This window comes from Amycolatopsis sp. WAC 01416 (assembly GCF_003947485.1).
Classification (GTDB): Bacteria; Actinomycetota; Actinomycetes; order Mycobacteriales; family Pseudonocardiaceae; genus Amycolatopsis.
On sequence record NZ_QHHX01000002.1, the window covers coordinates 375,650 to 392,397 of the forward strand.

Consider the following 16,748-nt stretch of genomic DNA (forward strand, 5'->3'; position numbering starts at 1 on the left):
GGACGCTGCGCCGGGCAGCGTGACCGACGACGAAGGAAGGAGCGCTCTCGATGGGCTCTGTGATCAAGAAGCGCCGTAAGCGCATGTCGAAGAAGAAGCACCGCAAGTTGCTGCGCCGGACGCGCGTTCAGCGTAGGAAGGCCGGCAAGTAAGACACAGCCGGTGAATGGCCCGTCCAGTTTCTGGACGGGCCATTCCCATTCGGCGGGCGGTTTCCGCCCATTCGAGTGAGACGTGCATCCCCTCTGCGAGCAGCTGGTTAATAGCATGTAAGCGCTGGGTCGACTACCCCTAATGAGCGGTAACATCTCAAGGGCAGCCGCGCGATGCTTCCCATGAGTGCAGGTACGCGCACACTCGGTGGCTCGACCAGCGCTCAAGGTCATCAGGACCCCGTGATCGAAGTCCGAGAACCGCCCAAACGCCGCAGGGAGTCCTATGCCGTCGAACATCGTGCTCGTGACCGGGGTCGGGGGAGACCTTGGCGGGAAGCTGCTCGCCAGACTCGGCAACAATCCGGAGTTCGAGCGGGTGATCGGCGTCGACACCACGCCTCCGCAGAAGTCGGTCCTGCAGCGGATGGGCCACGCCGAATACGTCCGTGCCGACATCCGCAACCCGCTGATCGCCAAGGTGATCAGCACGGCCAAGGTCGACACCGTGGTGCACGCCTCGTGCACCGCGCATCCGGCGGGCCCCGCTCGCCGGACGGCGATCAAAGAGGTCAACGTCATCGGCACGATGCGGCTACTGGCGGCCTGCCAGCGCTCGCCGCTCGTGCGCAAGCTCGTGGTGAAGTCGACGGCCGCGGTGTACGGCGCCGGAGCGCGCTCCCAGGCCGTCTTCACCGAGGATTCCGAGCTCATCCCCACCTCCGCCAGCGGCTACGCGAAGGACGCCGTCGAGATGGAGGGATACGTCCGAGGGCTCATGCGCCGTCGTCCCGACATCACGACGACGTTGCTCCGGTTCGCCAACATCATCAGCCCCGAGATCGACACCGTGCTCTCGCGCTACTTCGCGCTGCCGGTGGTCCCGACCGTCTTCGGCTACGACGCGCGGATCCAGCTGCTCCACGCCTCCGACGCGCTGGCCGTGTTCGAGCAGGCGACGCTGAACGACAAGCCCGGCGTGTTCAACGTCGGCTCGGAAGGGGTGCTCACCCTTTCCCAGGCGATCCGCCGGGCCGGGCGGCTCGAGCTGCCGATGCCCAGCGGTGTCGTGCCGTCGGTCGGCAAGGTGCTGCGCGGCGCCAGGGTGGTCGACTTCTCCGCCGATCAGGTGCGGCTGCTGAACTTCGGTCGCGTCGTGGACATCACGAAACTCAAGAAGGACTTCGGCTACACCCCGCGCTGGACGACGCGGGAAGCGTTCGACGACTACATCACCGGCCGCGGGCTCCGGCCCGTGGTGGACGGCGGCAAGCTCGCCGGGCTCGCGGGCAAGGTGCTGGTGGCCGCGGCGACCGGACAGGCGACGCACCGATGAGCAGGCCGCACGAGAACAACCCCGAAAACTCTCATGAAGGCGAGGCGGAAAACGTGAGCGGCGCTGAAGCGCAGGTCATCCCGTTGCACGGCCCCGGCAGAGAGAAGCCGGACCCGGCCGTCCAAGCGGATCGGGATCTTCGCGAGTCCGAAGAGGCACAAGAGCATCTGCGGCAGGAACGCCGGGCGGACGCGCCCGTCGTCGAGTTCCCAGGGACGGCGCGGGTCTCGCCCGCCCGGACCGGCCCGGCCGACGCGGACCTCCTCCCGGCCTCGCTCAGGACGGCGCTGGGGTTCCTACGGGACCGGCTGACCGGCGACTACACCGTCGACGAGTTCGGCTTCGACGCCGAGCTCACCGAAACCCTGCTGTTGCCGCCGCTGCGCGCGCTGTACGAGAAGTGGTTCCGGGTCGACACCTTCGGCGTCGAGAACCTGCCTGCCGACGGCGGCGCGCTGCTGGTGTCGAACCACTCCGGCACGTTGCCGCTCGACGCGCTGATGACCGCCGTCGCCGTGCACGACCACGCTCCCGGCGGCAGGCATCTGCGCGGCCTCGGCGCGGACCTGGTGTTCCAGATGCCGCTGATCGGCTCCTTCGCCCGCAAGTCCGGGCAGACGCTCGCCTGCAACGCGGACGCGGAACGCCTGCTGCGCAAGGGAGAACTCGTCGGCGTCTGGCCGGAAGGGTTCAAGGGGATCGGGAAACCGTTCTCGTCGCGGTACAAACTGCAGCGGTTCGGCCGCGGTGGTTTCGTGTCCGCCGCGCTGCGAACCGGGGTGCCGATCATTCCCGTGTCGGTCATCGGCGCGGAGGAGATCTACCCGAAGGTCGGCGACATCAAGCTGCTCGCGCGGGTTCTCGGCCTGCCGTACTTCCCGGTGACACCGTTCTTCCCGCTGCTCGGCCCGCTCGGCGCGATCCCGCTGCCGACGAAGTGGAGCATCGAGTTCGGCGAGCCCATCCGCACCGACACCTACGACGCGGACGCCGTCGACGACCCGATGCTGGTCTTCACGCTGACCGACCAGGTCCGGGAGTCGATCCAGCAGTCGCTCTACAAACGCCTTTCGCAGCGGCGGAGCGTCTTCAAGGGCTAGCGCCCTCCGCAATTAGTCACCTACTTGCGTGGGCACGTGCTCACGCGTGGCCGCAATCGGCGCAAGTAGGTGACTAATTGCTCAGGGGTGACGGGTCAGCGGCGCCGGTAGGCCATGCCCGCCGCGACAGCGCCGGCCACGACGCCGACGCCGAGCACCGAAGGCACGCCGATCTTCGCGGCCTTCCGGCCGGTCCGGAAGTCGCGGATCTCCCAGCCGCGCGCCCGCGCGACGTCGCGGAGACCGCCGTCGGGGTTCACCGCGACCGCGGTTCCGACGACCGACAGCATGGGGACGTCGTTCTGCGAGTCCGAATACGCCGTGCAGCGCTTGAGATTCAGCCCTTCGCGTGACGCCAGCGCCCGTACGGCGTGGGCTTTCGCGCGGCCGTGCAGCAGGTCGCCGACGAGGCGGCCGGTGTAGACGCCGTCCTTGGTCTCCGCGACGGTGCCCAGCGCGCCGGTGAGGCCGAGGCGCCGCGAGATGATGGCCGCGAGTTCGATCGGGGTCGCGGTGACGAGCCAGACGCGCTGCCCGGCGTCGAGATGCATCTGCGCGAGCGCCCGGGTGCCGGACCAGATCTTGTCCGCCATCAGCTCGTCGTAGATCTCTTCGCTGATGTCGGTCAGTTCCTGCACGGTGCGACCGGCCACAAAGGACAGTGCGCGCTCGCGATGGGTTTTGATGTCCTCTTTGTTCTCACGGCCGCCGAGCCGGAATTTCACCTGCTGCCAGACGAATCCGGCCAGATCGGCGGAGGTGAAGAACTTGCGCGCGGCCAGTCCGCGGGCGAAGTAGAAGATCGACGCGCCCATCATCATGGTGTTGTCGACGTCGAAGAACGCGGCCGCCGTCAGGTCCGGCGGAGCGGGCGGCGCGGGCGGTTCGAGGGCTTCGGCGGACGCGGTCGCCATGGCGGCCTCGGCCGACGCCTCGCCCGCGAGCTCGGCCAGTCGTTCGAGCTCTTGACTCTTGTCCCTGCCCCGCCAAACTGACACGCACACCGCCTCCGGAATCCCAGGTGCCTACGCACAGCGTAGCGAGCGGCCGAGCACGGTGTCCCGGGTGTGGCGCCTGCCTCATGTGACACCGCGTCAGCCGATGATTATCGGCGGTAACCCCGGGATGAGCGGCGGAATCGAAATCAGCGGCGGCTTCGGGGTGGCGGTCGGCGTCGGCAGGGGCGGCAGGTTCGTCGGGCCGGGCGTGGGCACCACGGGCGGCGGCGTGCCTCCGGTGGGTGGCGCGAGCGGTCCGGTCGGGGCGGCGGTGTCCACGACGGAAGACGTCGGCGGCACCGACGTCGGCGAAGGCGAACCGGTCGGCGCGGACGACGGCGGGGGAGACGACACCGGCGGCACGGCCGCGTCGGGGGAATCGGGATCCCGGACGCAGTCACCGGCGGCCGGGACCGCGCCCAGTTCGTCGGAGGAGCCCGTGGTGATCGTGTAGCAGACCAGCCGCGAGCCGAGATCCGTCGTGCGCGCCTGGACTTTGTCGAGCAGGCTGCGGGTCGCGGCGAACTTGTCGCGGGCCTCGGCGGGGGCCTGCCCGACCTGGACGCCTAGCCGGTCGGACTGCTGCCGCGCCCAGGAACGGAGTTCGGTCAGCCGCGTCTGGCCGCCCTGATCGGTGACGATCGCCGTCAGCCGCGAGACCCCGGCCCGCAGATCCGTCTCGAAATCGGTGAGGCCGGTGAAATACGCGTCGGTGGGGGCGTCCTGCCGGGTCAGCTCGGCGAGCTCGTCGACGCGGTTCGCGGCGAACTCCAGATGCTTCTTCGCCTTGTCCTGCTCGTCGAAGGTGAGCCCGAGCGCGGCCGATTCACCCGCTCGTTTGATGCCGTAGAGCGGATCGCCCGGCAACGCGTCCTTGGACAGCAGCAGGGTGATGCCGCCCAGCGCCAGTACGAGCGCGACGGCAGCCGCGGCGAGGTTGGCGACGGTGTGACCGCGACGCTTGGGCGTGGCTTCGGCTTCGGCGAGCCGTCCGGCGATCTCGTCGCGGATCCGTTGCCGTGTCTCGGCGTCGGGAGCGCCGCCGGCGCCCAATTCGCGCAAGCCGCCGACGAGGGCGAGTTCGTGGGCGAACTCGTCGTCCTCCGGGGACGCGGTGCCGTCGACAAGGTCGGCGAAGCGGTCACCGTCCGCCCGCTCCCGCGCGAACCATCCCGGCACGCCCACGGCGAAGTCTCCATCTGCTCAGCCCGGTCCTGACACCGGTCTGGCTGGGAAAACGAGCGGGGACGCCCCAGGGTTACGGCAAGGCCCGGTCAGGAGTAAATATGGGACTTTAACGCAATCCGGTGGGCAGAAGTTGTGCCAAACGGCGTACCGCGCGGTGCTGAAGGGCCTTGATGGCGCCTTCGTTGCGCTTCATGATCGCCGCGGTCTCGGCGACCGAGAGCCCCTGCATGAACCGCAGCACGATGCACTCGCGCTGGTCTTCGCCGAGTTCGGCGACGCAACGCAACAGCTCGGCGCGGGTGGCGCGGGTGATGGCCTGCTGTTCGGGCCCGGCGACGGCCTGCACGCCGACGTTCCCGATCGGTGCCCCGTTGGGCTCGGCCACCTCGTCGGTGACGACCTCGAGGCGGAACCGGCTCGACTTCACGTGGTCGAGGATGATGTTGCGCGCGATCGTGACGAACCAGGCGCCGACGTCACGCCCCTGGTAACTCACCGACGTGATGCGGCGCAGGGCGCGGAGGAAGGTCTCGCTGGTGACGTCCTCGGCGAGGTCCCGGTCGCCGAGGCGGAACAGCACGTAGCGGTAGACGACGTCGACGTAGCGGTCGTAGAGCCGTCCGAAAGCGGAGGTGTCGCCGTCCTGTGCGGCGCTGACCAGTTCCCAGGCTTCGGCCTTCGCGGCTTCGGCGGCGGCGTCCGGAACGTCGGAGGCGTCGCCTGCCTTGGGCCGGGACGGCGGCGCCGCGGGGAAACCGCTCCGGCGGAGGATGTGGCCCGCCAGTACGGAGACGGGGTTCGGCGCGGGAAGGGTCACGGTCCACCTCCCGTTCCGGACAGGGAGTACCGGCCCGCATGTCCCACCGCCGCGTGGGCCTGCAAGATCTGCACGTCCGGACTCCCTTTCTCACCATCGAGTGATCAACACCACTCGACGACGTCCAGCAGCATACGTGTAGCTACCGCGAAGTAGGTAGCGGTTCCGGGGTTACGGAACTGCGACGAAACCGAGTGACCCCCATGACGATGGCCGAGATGACAAACTGACAACGCCGTCGATCCGAGGGAAGAGGTTCGCAGTTGAGCGCGGAGCAGGTTGCCGAAGGAAGCGTGCCCACCTTGCTCGTCGAGGCCGCCCGCCAGTGGCCCGGCAAGGCGGCCGTCCAGGAGACCGGGGGTGGGGTCGCGCTGACTTGGGCGCAGCTCGACAACGCCGCCCACGCGCTGGCCCGCGCCCTGCTCGACGCGGGAATCGAACGCGGGGACCGGGTGGCGTTGCGGCTGTCGACGTCGGCCGCGTTCGCCGTCTCGCTGTTCGGGGCGCTCCGGGCGGGCGCGGTGGTCGTCCCGATCTCGCCGCAGGCTCCGGCGGCGGAGCTGAACGGGCTGCTGGAGCACAGCGGCGCGCGGCTCGTCCTCGAACGCGAAACGACCGAGGGGCTCCCCGACGGAGTGACAAGCCTCTCACCGCCTGTTACCTCGGATGGAGCAGCCGAACCGGTCGACGCCGCCGGATCCGGTGAGGACATCGCGGTCATTTCGTACACCTCCGGCACGACCGGTCCGCCGCGCGGCGTGATGCTGTCGCACCGGGCGCTGCTGGCGAACCTCGACCAGCTGAACCGGATCGTCCCCACGCCGCTCGTGCACGGCGATCGCGTGCTCATCACCATCCCGTTGTTCCACGTCTACGGACTGGGCCCGGGCCTGCTGCAGACCACGGCGGTCGGCGCGACGGCGATCCTCTCCGAGCGTTTCCTCGCCGAGCGGACGCTGGCCGACTGCGCCGAGTACCGGGTGACCTCGATCGCCGGCGTGCCCGCGATGTACGCCGAATTCGCCGCGATGGACCCCGAGGAGCTCGGGCAGGGCCTGTCCACCGTCCGGCGGATGACGTCGGGCGCGGCGCCACTGCACCCCAAGATCCTCACCGCGCTCCGCGGCGCCACCGGGCTCGACGTCTACGAGGGCTACGGCCTCACCGAATGCGCGCCCGTGGTCACCACGACGCTGGTCACCGGGTATCCGAAGCCGGGTTCGGTCGGGCGGCCGCTGCCCGGCGTCGAGCTCCGGCTGGTCGACAGCGACGGTGACGCCGAACCCGTCCCGCTGGACCCGGACGACCTCGGTGACGCCTTCGACGAGGACGGCGGCACCGGCCTGGTGTCGATCCGCGGCGCGAACCTGTTCTCCGGCTACTGGCCCGACGGCTCGCACGGTCCCGACGAGGACGGCTGGTTCCGCACCGGCGACGTCGGCTACCTCGACACCGACGGCGACCTGCACCTGGTGGACCGCGCCAACGACCTGATCATCGTCAACGGCTTCAACGTCTTCCCCCACGAGGTCGAGAACGTGATCTCGATGCTGGACGAGGTCGTCGAGGCGGGTGTCGTCGGCGTCGTCGACGAGCGGACCGGTGAAGCGGTGAAGGCCGTCGTCGTTCCCGCGCCCGGCGCTTCGCTTTCGGAGCAGCAGGTCGTCGAGCACTGCGCGGAGCACCTGGCCGGGTACAAGGTGCCGCACACCGTCGAGTTCGCCGAGTCCCTGCCGCATTCCGCCACCGGGAAGCTTCGGCGTATGCGCCTCAGGTAAGGATTGAACGCATGGCCCATCACGTGACCGTCATGACCCGCGCGGGTTGCCACCTGTGCGAGGTCGCGGAACAGGACATCGAGCGGATCTGCGGCGAACTGGGCGTCGCCTGGTCGGCGGAGGACGTCGACAGCGACGCCGAATGGCGTGCCGAATACGGCGACCGCGTGCCGGTGATCCTCGTCGACGACGCCGAGCACGGCTACTGGCGAGTCGAAGAGGACAGGCTCCGGAAGGCACTGGCGTAACAGTCTCGTAAGGGGCGATCGGCCTACCTTCGGGCCTATCGCTGACGAAGATGGAGACGTGGACGACGAACGCAGGCTCAGCTTCCCGCAAGCCGCACTGACCGGGCTCCTGTCACTGGCGGCCGCTCTCGGCGTCGGTCACCTCGTGGCGGGCTTCGTCGGGTACACGGCTTCGCCGTTCGTCGCGGTGGCGAACTTCGTCATCGACCACAGCCCGCACGCGGTGGTCGCCTGGGCCGAGCAGACCCTGGAGACCTGGGACAAGCCCGTCCTCAAGATCGGTCTCGCCGTGGTGCTGGTGCTGTTCGCGCTGCTCGCCGGACAGCTTTCGCGCCGCAAGCCGCTGCCGGGCCAGGTGATCGTCGGCTTGCTCGGCGCGGCGGGCGTCGCCGCCGTCTTCGTGCGCACCGACCTCGGACAGATCGCGCTGCTGGCGCCCGTGGCCGCCGTGGTCGCCGGGCTCGTCGTGTTCACGTGGCTGCACCGGTTCTTCCTGCCTGTCGTGCTGTTCGACGTCCGCGAGGGCGAAGGGCCGGACCGGCGGAAGGTGCTGATCACCGGGGCCTCGGTCGCGGCGGGGGCCGGCGTCGCCGCGCTGACCGGCCAGCTCGTCGGGACCAGGAAGAACGCGGAGGAGTCGCGTGCCGCGGTCGGCAGGCTCGTCGCCGCGAGGACAGCGCCGCCGATTCCGCCCGACGCGGACTTCGCGAAGCTCGGCACCCCGCCGTATCTCACTCCTTCGAAGGATTTCTATCGGATCGACACGGCACTGGTCGTCCCGCAGGTCCGCACCGAGGATTGGAGCCTGCAGATCCGTGGGATGGTCGATCGCGAAGTCACCTATAGGTATGAAGATCTCCGCTCGCGGCCGCTGATCGAACGCGACGTCACCCTCTGCTGCGTCTCCAACGAGGTCGGCGGCCCGTACATCTCGAACGCCCGCTGGATCGGCATCGACCTGCGAGACCTGCTGAACGAGGCGGGCGTCAAACCCGGTGCCGAGCAGATGTTCGCGACCAGCGTCGACGGCTGGACCTGCGGAACCCCGATCGAAGCCGCCCTCGATCCGCGACGCGGCGCGATGCTCGCCCTCGGCATGGACGGCGAACCGCTCCCGATCGAGCACGGCTTCCCCGCGCGGATCGTGATCCCCGGGCTGTACGGCTACGTGTCCGCCACGAAATGGGTCACCGAGCTGGAGATCACCACCTGGGAGGAACGGCAGGCGTACTGGCTCGGCCGAGGCTGGGCCAGGGAAGCGCCGGTGAAGACGCAGTCGCGGATCGACGCGCCCGGCTCGGCGGTGAACGCGGGCAAGGTCGTCGTGTCCGGGATCGCGTGGGCGCAGCACACCGGCGTCGCGAAGGTCGAGGTCCGGGTCGACCAGGGGCCGTGGCAGGAGGCCGTCCTGTCGGCCGAGACGTCGAAGGACACCTGGCGGATGTGGTGGACCGAGGTCCAGGTCCCCGCCGGTCAGCACGAGATCGCCGCCCGGGCGACGGACCAGTCGGGCTACACGCAGACGCAGGAGCTCGCCGGAACCGTCCCCGACGGCGCCACCGGCTGGCACACGGTGTCCTTTAACGCGCGCTGACGGAAACATTTCGCAGGGCGCCAAGGCCGAGCTGCACGTCACCCCGGTGCGAAGGGCGCCCTACAAAATGTTTCCGTGGCCTTCGGCCAAGAGCGGCGCGCGCTGGTGAAGTCCCTCGTCGCGCTGACGCGCTCCCGAGCGACGGTCTGCCGGTGCCGTTGAAGCCCCTACGCGACATTGAGCACAGCTGCGACCTGTGACTTTGTGCCTGCGTTCACAAGTGGCTACCGTAGATACGTCGCCTCCGAAAGCGCCCGGCATCGAACCGGACTCAGCGCGGCGGGTCAAGAGCCGGTTTCCAGGTTCAGGCGATTCATGTCGTCAGCAGGACCAGAGGAGCGGACAAGCGTGGTGTCGCAACGAGGCCGGCGCACCCGGGTGACACCGGACGCCGACAACGCGCCCACCGCGGAGATGCCCGCCGTCGAGGCCGCCGCCGAACCGGAAGCCGTTCGCGCGAAGTCGATCCCCGAGGCCGCCGTCGCCCGCCTCGCCGTCTACCTCCGTGTCCTCTCCGGACTGGCCGAGCAGGGCGCGACGACGATCTCCAGCGAGGAACTCTCGCAGGCCGCGGGCGTCAACTCCGCGAAACTGCGCAAGGACCTTTCGTACCTGGGCTCGTACGGCACCCGCGGCGTCGGCTACGACGTGCAGGTGCTGGTCAGTCAGATCGAGCGGATCCTCGGCCTGACCCGCAAGCACAAGGTCGCCGTGGTCGGCATCGGTAACCTCGGGCACGCGCTGGCCAACTACGGCGGGTTCCCCGGCCGCGGGTTCCCGGTCGAGGCGCTGTTCGACCTCGACCCGGATCTGGTCGGCGTGCCGGTCGGCGGTCTCCCGGTCTCGCATCTCGACGAGATCCCCAAAGTCTGCGCCGAACGGCAGATCTCCATCGGCGTCATCGCCACTCCGCCCACCGCCGCGCAGTCGGTCTGCGACCGCCTTGTCGCAGGTGGCGTGCAGTGCATCCTGAATTTCGCCCCGGTCGTGCTGCAGGTTCCGGCACATATCGAGGTGCGCAAGGTGGATCTCGCGGTCGAACTGCAGATCCTGTCGTTCCACGTCGCTCGCCGCGCGGATCTGGCCGCCAACGGCAACGGCGGAGGAGACGGTGGCCCCGGAGGCGCCGAGAATGGCAGCGTGAACGGCCACGGCAACGGAATGGTGGTGCGCTGAAATGAGCGTGTTGGCGGTCGGGCTCTCGCACCGCAGTGCCGAGCTGAACACCTTGGAGCGTGTCGCGGTCCCCGCGACCGACGTGACCAAGGTGCTCCACGAACTGCAGCAGGCCGAACACGTCAGTGAGGCGATCCTCGTCTCGACCTGCAACCGCATCGAGGTCTACGCGGTCGTCGAGACCTTCCACGGCGGTCTGAACGACGTTTCCGACGTGCTCGCCCGCCAGGCCGGGATGCAGCCCGCGGACCTCTACGACTCGCTGTACGTGCACTACGCGGGCGCCGCGATCGAGCACCTGTTCTCGGTCACCTCCGGCCTGGACTCGATGGTCGTCGGCGAGACGCAGATCCTCGGCCAGATCCGGTCCTCCTACGCCACCGCGCGCGAGGCGGGCACCGTCGGCCGCACCCTGCACGAACTGATCCAGACCACGCTGCGCGTCGGCAAACGGGTGCACAGTGAAACGGGCCTGGATCAGCTGGGCGCGTCGGTCGTCTCCGAGGCGCTGGCCGCGGCCGGGGACATCGCCGGCAAGCACGCGCTGATCATCGGCGCCGGTTCGATGGGCGCGCTGACCGCTTCCCACCTGCGTAAATCCGGGATCGGCGAGATCACCATCGCCAACCGCACCGAAGCGCGGGCCGCCCGGCTCGCCGCCGCGAGCGTCGAGCAGGGTGTTCCCGCGAAGGCCGTCCAGATGAGCGGGATCGCGGACGCGGTCGCCGAGGCGGACGTCGTCGTCTGCTGCACCGGCGCGCAGGCCGCGGTGTTCACCACCGCGCACGTGCCCGCCCGCGCCGGGCGCCCGCTGGTCGTCTGCGACCTCGGCCTCCCGCGTGACGTCGAGCACGAGGTCGCCGAGCTGGCCGACGTCACCGTGGTCGACCTCGAGACCATCCAGCGCCGTATGCGCGACAAGGGCACCCCGACCACCGAACGGCAGACCGCGAAGGCCACCGGCATCGTGCTCGACGAGGTGCGCGAGTACCTCGCCGGACAGCGCAGCGCCGAGGTCACCCCGACCGTGACGGCGCTGCGGCGCCGGGCGGCCGAGGTGGTCGACGCCGAACTGCTGCGGCTGGACAACCGCCTGCCGGACCTCGAAGCCGGGGTCCGCGAGGAGGTCGGCCGCACGGTCCGCCGCGTGGTCGACAAGCTGCTCCACGCGCCGACGGTGCGGGTCAAGCAGCTGGCCGCCGAGACGGCCGACACCGATTACGCCAACGCGCTGCGCGAGCTGTTCTGCCTCGACCCGCAGGCGCCCGCCGCGGTGGCGAGTCCTACCGCAACGAAAGACAGTGACCAGTGAGCAGAGTCATCCGCATCGGGACGCGCGGCAGCAAACTCGCCCTCGCGCAGACCGGCACCATCGCCGACGCGCTGCGCGCCACCGGCGCCGAGGTCGAGCTCGTCACCGTGACGACGCCCGGTGACAAATCGTCCGCGCCGATCCCGACGATCGGGGTCGGCGTCTTCACTTCCGCGCTGCGCGAGGCCTTGCTGCGCGAGGAAGTCGACGTCATCGTGCACTCGTACAAGGACCTCCCGACGAAGCCGGAGCCGGGCATCACGCTCGCCGCCGTGCCGCCCCGCGAGGACCCGCGTGACGCGCTGATCGCCCGTGACGGGCTGACTTTGGGCGAGCTGCCGCCGGGTTCGACGGTCGGCACCGGCTCGCCGCGGCGCACCGCGCAACTGCGTGCGCTCGGTCTCGGTTTGGAAATCGTGCCGATCCGAGGCAATATCGACACCCGCATGCGCAAGGTGAGCGACGGAGAGCTCGACGCCGTCGTCCTGGCGCGTGCCGGACTGGCCAGGATCGGCCGGGCGGAGGAGATCACCGAGACCCTCGACCCGATCCAGATGCTGCCCGCCCCCGCGCAGGGTGCGCTGGCGGTGGAGTGCCGGACCGGTGACGTGGACATCGAGCACCTGCTCGGGTCCACAGTGGACGATGAAGGCACCCGCGCCGTGGCGACCGCCGAGCGGGCGTTGCTCGCGGCGCTGGAAGCCGGGTGCAGCGCACCGGTCGGAGCGCTGGCGGAGATCGTCGAAGACCTGGACGCCGAAGGGCGGGTCGTCGAGCGGATCTCGCTGCGGGGCACCGCCGCCGTCGAAGAGGACGGGAAAGCGGTCGACATGGTGCGCGCTTCCGCGCTCGCCGACAGCCGCGATGCCGAACAACTCGGCCGGACACTGGCCGCCGAACTGCTCGACCTGGGGGCCGGCGCACTGTCCGGCCCCGCCCAGTGAGTCAGAACGTTGAAGGTAGGGCCGCGCTCGACTGCGGCCGCTCAAGAGGAGAACGCACAGATGACCCCCGCGCGTAAGACCACCGGGCGAGTCGCCTTCGTGGGCTCGGGCCCCGGTGACGCCGGTCTGCTGACCGTCCGCGCTCAGGAGCTGCTCGCCAAGGCCGAGGTCGTGGTGACCGACCCGGACGTCCCTTCGGGCGTCTTGGCCTTCGCCGCCGAGGGCGCCGAAGTGCGCCCCGCCGTCGGCGAGGCCACCGAGGTCGCCAAGGACCTGGTGAACGAGGCCAAGGCCGGACGGCTGGTGCTCCGGCTGATCGCCGGTGACCCGCTGACCCAGCCCGCCGTCGTCGCCGAGGTGCAGGCCGTTTCCCGGACCAGCGCCGTCTTCGACATCATCCCCGGCGTCTCGCCCGGCGCGGCCGTCCCGGCGTACGCCGGTGTCGCGCTCGGCGGGACGCACACCGAGGTCGACGTCCGCGGTGACGTCGACTGGGCCGCACTGGCCGCCGCCCCCGGCCCGATCGTGCTGCACGCGACGTCGGCGCACCTCGCCGAGGCCGCGTCCGCGCTGACCGAGCACGGGCTGGCGCCGACCACCCCGGTCGCCGTCACGTCGAACGGCACCATCAATACCCAGCGCACCCTCGACACCACGCTGGCCACCGTCGCGAACGAAGCGGGCGAGCTCGTCGGCCCGCTCATCGTGACCATCGGCCAGGCCGTCGGCCAGCGCTCGAAGCTGTCCTGGTGGGAGTCGCGCGCGCTGTACGGCTGGAAGGTCCTGGTGCCGCGCACCAAGGAGCAGGCCGGTGAGATGGCGGAGCGGCTTCGCGGCCACGGCGCCACCTCGCACGAGGTCCCGACCATCTCGGTCGAGCCGCCGCGCAGCCCCGCTCAGATGGAGCGTTCGGTCAAGGGTCTCGTCGACGGCCGTTACCAGTGGATCGTCTTCACCTCGACCAACGCCGTCCGCGCGGTGTGGGAGAAGTTCGAGGAGTTCGGGCTCGACGCCCGCGCCTTCTCCGGCGTGAAGATCGCCTGCGTCGGCGAATCGACCGCCGCGAAGGTCCGCTCGTTCGGCATCATCCCCGAGCTGATCCCGGAAGGTGAGCAGTCCTCGGAAGGCCTCCTCGCCGAGTTCCCGCCGTACGACGACGTCCTCGACCCCGTCGACCGCGTCCTGCTGCCGCGGGCGGACATCGCCACCGAAACCCTTTCGGCAGGCCTGCGTGAGCGCGGCTGGGAGATCGACGACGTGACCGCGTACCGCACGGTGCGCGCCGCGCCGCCGCCCGCCGAGACCCGCGAGATGATCAAGACCGGCGGTTTCGACGCGGTCTGCTTCACCTCGTCCTCGACCGTGCGGAACCTCGTCGGCATCGCCGGCAAGCCGCACACCCGCACGCTGGTCGCGTGCATCGGCCCGAAGACCGCGGAAACCGCCGTGGAGTTCGGGCTGCGGGTCGACGTCCAGCCCGAGAAGGCCGACGTCCCGCACCTGGTCGACGCCCTCGCCGAGCACGCCGCGCGGCTCCGCGCCGAAGGTGCGCTCCCGCCGCCTCGCAAGGCGAAGCGGGCCCGCCGCTCCTGATCGTTTAGTACGTGAAGGCCCCCTTCCTTGCGCCAGGCGCAAGGAAGGGGGCCTTCACGTACTTGGGGTGCCCGGCGCAACTAGTCACCTACTTGCGATGGGCGCGCAGCCACCTCAGCTGAAGAACTTCACGACCTCCGTGTACGCCAGGTAGGCGAACATCGCCAGGCAGATGCCCAGCAGCCCGTTCGAGAGCCACCGCGATCGTCCCTCTCGCGGCACCCTTGAGGTGTTCAGCAACACCAGCAAGGTCGCCGCCAGGAACGGCATGAACAACGCGCCCAGCACGCCGTAGATCACGGTGAGCTGGAAGGGCTGGTCCAGGAACAGCAACGCCATCGGCGGGAAGGTCAGCCACAGCACGTATCCGCGGTACGCGACGCTGCGTTCTCCCGCCTTTTTCTCGTACGCCTCAGCGCTTTCCGTCGTGTTCGCGGGCAGCCGCAGAATGCGCCACCAGTCCGCGAAGAGCAGGCTCACGCCGTGCCAGACGCCGATCACCGACGTGAACGAGACCGCGAAGAAACCGATGAGGAACGGGATCCGCGCCCACTGCCCGTAATCCGCGGCGAGGGTGTCGCCGAGGAACAGCAGTCCCTTGTCGCCCGAGATGATCTTCTGGCCGACCAGCAGTTCCGCGCCGACGATCAGCATCGCGATCACGAAGACCCCGGTCATGATGTAGCCGACGGCGTTGTCGGTCCGCATCATCGACAGCCACTTCGCCGAACGCCAGCCCTTCGCGAGCGTCCAGTAGCCGTACGCCGCCATGGTGATCGTGCCGCCGACGCCGCCGACCAGGCCGAGGACGTAGACGAGCGAGCCGTCGGGCAGGGTCGGGACGGCGCCCTTGAACAGTTCGGCGAAGTTCGGCACGACGAGGATCGCGGTCCCGACCACGGTCACGAACATGACGCCGACCAGGATCGTCATCAGTTTCTCGATGATCGCGTAGCGCCCGAACCACACCAGCGCGAAGCCGAGCAGACCGCAGATCATCGCCCAGTACCGCACCGAAAGCGCGGGGAAGAGCGCGTTCAGCGGCAGGCCCGACGCGGACATCGCGGTCGCGCCGTAGACGAACCCCCAGATCACCGCGTAGATCCCGAAGTAGATCAGCGCCCACATGCCCAGCGTCCGCCAGCCGGCCAGGATCGTCCGGCCCGACGTCAGATGCCAGCGGCCGACGGCTTCGGCCAGCGCGAGTTTGAAGATCGTGCCGACGAGCACCGCCCACAGCAGCGTGTACCCGAAGCGCGATCCGGCCACCATCGTCGCGACGAGGTCGCCCGCGCCGACCCCGGTCGCCGCGGCCATGATCCCTGGCCCGACCTGGCGCAGCCGTGCGCGCCAGCCGACGGGCGGTTCTTCCAGTTGGTCGGTCACCGTTGAACTCGACATGACGTGGAAGGTAACCCACGTCACACCACCGCGGAATCGGACAAAGTCGACTCTTAACCGTCCCTTAGGGAAGGTCCGCCCATGCGGCCCAACGAGGCTGCGGACCGCGTCTCGAGCGAGCGGGAGTACCGTCGTAAGGGTGTTTCCCGAACATCGTCCCCGCAGGCTCCGTACCACTCCGGCCATGCGCAGGCTGGTGGGCGAGACGACGCTGCGGCCGCGTCAGCTGATCCTCCCGATGTTCGTGGCCGAGGGCATCGACACGCCCCGCCCGATCGCGAGCATGCCCGGGGTCGTCCAGCACACCCGTGACACGCTGCGCAAAGCCGCCGTCGACGCGGTCAACGCCGGGGTCGGCGGCCTGATGCTGTTCGGCATTCCGAAGACGCGGGACGCCGAGGGGTCCGGCGCGATCGACCCGAACGGCATCCTCAACGTCGCCCTGCGTGACCTGAAGGCCGAACTCGGCGACGCGACGGTCCTGATGGCGGACACGTGTCTCGACGAGTTCACCGACCACGGCCACTGCGGCGTCCTCGACGCCGACGGCGGTGTCGACAACGACGCGACCCTGCGCCTGTACGCGGAAATGGGGCTGGCGCAGGCGGAAGCGGGCGCGCATCTGCTCGGGCCCAGCGGAATGATGGACGGCCAGGTCGGCGTCATCCGTGCCGCGCTCGACCGCGCCGGGCGCACGGACACCGGCATCCTCGCCTACTCGGCGAAGTTCGCCAGCGCGTTCTACGGCCCCTTCCGTGAGGCCGTCGACTCGCAGCTGAAGGGCGATCGGAAGACGTACCAGCAGGATCCTGGCAACGTGCGTGAAGCGTTGCGCGAGATCGAGCTGGACATCGCCGAGGGCGCCGACATGATCATGGTCAAACCCGCGCTGTCCTATTTGGACGTCATCAGGGCGGCCGCCGAGGCGTCGCCGGTTCCGTTGGCGGCGTACAACATCTCGGGTGAGTACGCGATGGTCGAGGCCGCCGCGGCGAACGGCTGGCTGGAGCGCGAACGCACGATCCTCGAGGTGCTGACCTCGATCCGCCGTGCGGGCGCGGACATGATCCTCACCTACTGGGCCGCCGAAGCCGCGGGTTGGCTGGACTAG

At 69.6% G+C, this 16,748-nt stretch carries 15 protein-coding genes; 11 read left to right on the forward strand and 4 right to left on the reverse strand.

Annotated features, from left to right (window positions below):
* The first annotated feature begins 50 nt into the window (after positions 1-50).
* The 3 genes from DL990_RS06085 to DL990_RS06095 all read left to right on the forward strand — a co-directional run bounded on the left by DL990_RS06085 (position 51) and on the right by DL990_RS06095 (position 2,588).
* Entirely contained in the window at positions 51-152 is a 102-nt protein-coding gene (locus DL990_RS06085) for a 30S ribosomal protein bS22 (RefSeq protein ID WP_007030867.1), read from the forward strand.
* A gap of 286 nt (positions 153-438) precedes the next feature.
* Positions 439-1,488 carry an NAD-dependent epimerase/dehydratase family protein gene (locus tag DL990_RS06090; protein WP_125788670.1) on the forward strand — a complete coding sequence of 350 codons (1,050 nt, stop codon included), beginning with the start codon at positions 439-441 and terminating at the stop codon, positions 1,486-1,488.
* Positions 1,485-2,588 carry a lysophospholipid acyltransferase family protein gene (locus DL990_RS06095; protein WP_125798129.1) on the forward strand — a complete coding sequence of 368 codons (1,104 nt, stop codon included), beginning with the start codon at positions 1,485-1,487 and terminating at the stop codon, positions 2,586-2,588. Before DL990_RS06090 ends, DL990_RS06095 begins: the two co-directional genes overlap by 4 nt.
* A gap of 95 nt (positions 2,589-2,683) precedes the next feature.
* Here the strand turns inward: DL990_RS06095 and DL990_RS06100 are convergent, their stop codons facing one another.
* The 3 genes from DL990_RS06100 to DL990_RS06110 all read right to left on the reverse strand — a co-directional run bounded on the left by DL990_RS06100 (position 2,684) and on the right by DL990_RS06110 (position 5,591).
* Positions 2,684-3,586 carry an HAD family phosphatase gene (locus DL990_RS06100; protein WP_199746234.1) on the reverse strand — a complete coding sequence of 301 codons (903 nt, stop codon included), beginning with the start codon at positions 3,584-3,586 and terminating at the stop codon, positions 2,684-2,686.
* 96 nt (positions 3,587-3,682) lie between these two features.
* Positions 3,683-4,771 (reverse strand): DUF5667 domain-containing protein, encoded by a 1,089-nt coding sequence (locus tag DL990_RS06105; protein ID WP_125798130.1) that lies wholly within the window; start codon positions 4,769-4,771, stop codon positions 3,683-3,685.
* Positions 4,772-4,880: 109 nt separating this feature from the next.
* Positions 4,881-5,591 carry a sigma-70 family RNA polymerase sigma factor gene (locus DL990_RS06110; protein WP_125798131.1) on the reverse strand — a complete coding sequence of 237 codons (711 nt, stop codon included), beginning with the start codon at positions 5,589-5,591 and terminating at the stop codon, positions 4,881-4,883.
* Positions 5,592-5,884: 293 nt separating this feature from the next.
* Between DL990_RS06110 and DL990_RS06115 the strand changes: the two genes are divergently transcribed.
* From DL990_RS06115 to DL990_RS06145, 7 genes are all read left to right on the forward strand, one after another.
* Positions 5,885-7,369, forward strand: coding sequence for an AMP-binding protein (locus DL990_RS06115; RefSeq protein ID WP_125798132.1), 1,485 nt, complete (start codon positions 5,885-5,887; stop codon positions 7,367-7,369).
* Between the two features lie 11 nt (positions 7,370-7,380).
* Positions 7,381-7,617 carry a glutaredoxin family protein gene (locus DL990_RS06120; protein WP_125788675.1) on the forward strand — a complete coding sequence of 79 codons (237 nt, stop codon included), beginning with the start codon at positions 7,381-7,383 and terminating at the stop codon, positions 7,615-7,617.
* Positions 7,618-7,675: 58 nt separating this feature from the next.
* The gene (locus DL990_RS06125) at positions 7,676-9,211 is read left to right on the forward strand and encodes a molybdopterin-dependent oxidoreductase (RefSeq protein WP_125798133.1); all 1,536 of its coding nucleotides are present in this window, start codon (positions 7,676-7,678) and stop codon (positions 9,209-9,211) included.
* A gap of 348 nt (positions 9,212-9,559) precedes the next feature.
* Positions 9,560-10,387 (forward strand): redox-sensing transcriptional repressor Rex, encoded by an 828-nt coding sequence (locus tag DL990_RS06130; RefSeq protein WP_005151741.1) that lies wholly within the window; start codon positions 9,560-9,562, stop codon positions 10,385-10,387.
* A 1-nt stretch (position 10,388) separates the two neighbouring features.
* Positions 10,389-11,699 carry a glutamyl-tRNA reductase gene (locus tag DL990_RS06135; RefSeq protein ID WP_125788677.1) on the forward strand — a complete coding sequence of 437 codons (1,311 nt, stop codon included), beginning with the start codon at positions 10,389-10,391 and terminating at the stop codon, positions 11,697-11,699.
* Positions 11,696-12,643, forward strand: a complete 948-nt coding sequence (hemC, locus tag DL990_RS06140; RefSeq protein WP_199746235.1) for a hydroxymethylbilane synthase — start codon at positions 11,696-11,698, stop codon at positions 12,641-12,643. Before DL990_RS06135 ends, hemC begins: the two co-directional genes overlap by 4 nt.
* A 60-nt stretch (positions 12,644-12,703) precedes the next feature.
* Positions 12,704-14,236 (forward strand): bifunctional uroporphyrinogen-III C-methyltransferase/uroporphyrinogen-III synthase, encoded by a 1,533-nt coding sequence (locus tag DL990_RS06145; protein WP_125788678.1) that lies wholly within the window; start codon positions 12,704-12,706, stop codon positions 14,234-14,236.
* A 114-nt stretch (positions 14,237-14,350) separates the two neighbouring features.
* Here the strand turns inward: DL990_RS06145 and DL990_RS06150 are convergent, their stop codons facing one another.
* Positions 14,351-15,637, reverse strand: a complete 1,287-nt coding sequence (locus DL990_RS06150) for an Nramp family divalent metal transporter (protein WP_125788679.1) — start codon at positions 15,635-15,637, stop codon at positions 14,351-14,353.
* 139 nt (positions 15,638-15,776) lie between these two features.
* On the opposite strand from DL990_RS06150, the gene hemB reads away from it, so the two are divergent.
* Positions 15,777-16,748, forward strand: coding sequence for a porphobilinogen synthase (gene hemB / locus DL990_RS06155; protein WP_125788680.1), 972 nt, complete (start codon positions 15,777-15,779; stop codon positions 16,746-16,748).

Excerpts from the sequence above, each read along its gene's own strand:
- DL990_RS06120 (WP_125788675.1), top strand. The coding sequence starts at position 7,381 with ATGGCCCATCACGTGACCGTCATGACCCGCGCGGGTTGCCACCTGTGC.
- DL990_RS06095 (WP_125798129.1), top strand. The coding sequence starts at position 1,485 with ATGAGCAGGCCGCACGAGAACAACCCCGAAAACTCTCATGAAGGCGAG.
- DL990_RS06085 (WP_007030867.1), top strand. The coding sequence starts at position 51 with ATGGGCTCTGTGATCAAGAAGCGCCGTAAGCGCATGTCGAAGAAGAAG.
- DL990_RS06150 (WP_125788679.1), bottom strand. The coding sequence starts at position 15,637 with ATGTCGAGTTCAACGGTGACCGACCAACTGGAAGAACCGCCCGTCGGC.
- DL990_RS06090 (WP_125788670.1), top strand. The coding sequence starts at position 439 with ATGCCGTCGAACATCGTGCTCGTGACCGGGGTCGGGGGAGACCTTGGC.
- DL990_RS06145 (WP_125788678.1), top strand. The coding sequence starts at position 12,704 with ATGACCCCCGCGCGTAAGACCACCGGGCGAGTCGCCTTCGTGGGCTCG.
- DL990_RS06135 (WP_125788677.1), top strand. The coding sequence starts at position 10,389 with ATGAGCGTGTTGGCGGTCGGGCTCTCGCACCGCAGTGCCGAGCTGAAC.